General features: G+C 64.3%; 1 protein-coding gene. It reads left to right on the top strand.

Annotated features, from left to right (window positions below; genetic code table 11):
* Positions 1-32: 32 nt before the first annotated feature.
* A partial coding sequence (locus ROE7235_RS19555) for a phage tail tape measure protein (RefSeq protein ID WP_121097710.1) occupies positions 33-1,596 on the top strand: 1,564 nt, incomplete at its 3' end.

The raw sequence follows: 1,596 nt of genomic DNA, 5'->3' as shown, positions 1-1,596 counted from the left end.
CCGCCAACACGCCAGCCAAATAAGGCACCCGCATGAGCGACCTGAACATCGCCCTTATTCTGAAGTTCGTCGATCAGGCCACCGCGCCTGCGCGTGCGGCCATGCAGAATATCCAAGGGGCGGCGGAGCGGGTCGAGCGGTTCGGGGCCGCGCAGATGGCGCAGGGCACCGCCATGCGAGAGGTGGCGCAGCAAAACACCGCCGCGCTGCGCGGGTCGGCCCTTGCGACGGCTGGGGTCGGCTTTGCGTTATACACGGCGATGCGCCCGGCCATTGAGTTCGAAGCCCAGATGGACAGTGTCGCGGCCAAATCCAAAGCCACCGTCGAGGAACAGGCTGCGCTGGAAGCGCAGGCGCTGGCCTTGGGTGCAGAGACCCGGTATTCGGCGCTGGAGGCCGCGCAGGGTATGGAAGCTCTGGCGGTCGCCGGGCTGAACACCAACCAAACCATGACGGCCATGCCGGGCATGCTGGACCTCGCCGCAGCGTCGGGGGTGGCTCTTGGCACGACTGCGGATTACGCCACGAATATCCTGTCGGGCTTCCAGCTGCAGGTCGATCAGATGAGCCGCCTGGGCGATGTCATGGTCAACACTTTCACCAGTTCGAACACGACCTTGGACGATCTGGCGCTGACTATGTCCTATGCCGCGCCGTTCGCGGCGAACCTGAATGTCGATCTTGAAACGACCGCAGCCATGGCCGGAGTTTTAGGCAACAACGCCCTGAAAGGCGAGAAGGGCGGCACCGCATTGCGTGCGATCCTGTCGCGCCTTGCCGCGCCCTCGACCGAAGCCCGCCGTGCGTTGGAAGATCTGGGCGTGTCGATCACCGATGCCGACGGCAACATGCGCGCGCTGCCGGAAATCCTGTCCGAGATGAACGCCGCCATGGACGGGATGGGCAACGCCGCACGCTCGGAAATAAACACCGTGATCTTCGGGATGGAAGCGGCGGGCGCTGCGAATATCCTTATGGGCGAGGCGTCGAGCGGCGCGCTGCAAGCCTATATCGAAAGCCTGCGCGAGACCGGGTCCGCGTCGCGCGTGGCAGCCGAGATGAGCGACAATGCACGCGGCGCACTTGCCCGGTTGCGCTCTGTTGTGGAAGGCGCGCAGATCGCCTTGGGCAACGGCCTGTTGCCTGTGCTGGTCGATCTGGCCGAACGGGCCATGCCGTTCATCGCGGCGACGGGCGACTGGATCAGTGCCAACCAAGAACTGGTCACGACCATCGGCTGGTGGGTGGCAAGTCTGCTGGCGCTGAATATCGGCGTGCTGGCGGCGCAACTGGCCTTCTGGCTGCTATTTGGCTGGGTGGGTAAGCTGCGCGTGGCCTTGGGTGCGCTGTTTGTCGCGTTTGGCTGGTTGGGTCGCGCTTTGGCCATCGCTGGTCGCGCCCTGCTGACCAACCCGATCTTTCTGGCCATCGCGGCGGTGGCGGCGGCGGTCTATGTGATCTACGACAACTGGGACGGGATCACCGCCTATTTCACGGGCAAGTTCGACCGCGTTAAAGCCGCCTTTGAAGACGGGTTTCTGGCCGGGCTGATCGCGCTCTGGCAAGAGTTCAACATCTTCACCCTGATCCGCGACG

It is taken from the genome of Roseinatronobacter ekhonensis (assembly GCF_900499075.1).
Taxonomy (GTDB): Bacteria; Pseudomonadota; Alphaproteobacteria; order Rhodobacterales; family Rhodobacteraceae; genus Roseinatronobacter; species Roseinatronobacter ekhonensis.
The sequence above is the reverse complement of the archived record's forward strand: the minus strand, read 5'-3'. Positions and strand labels throughout refer to the sequence as shown.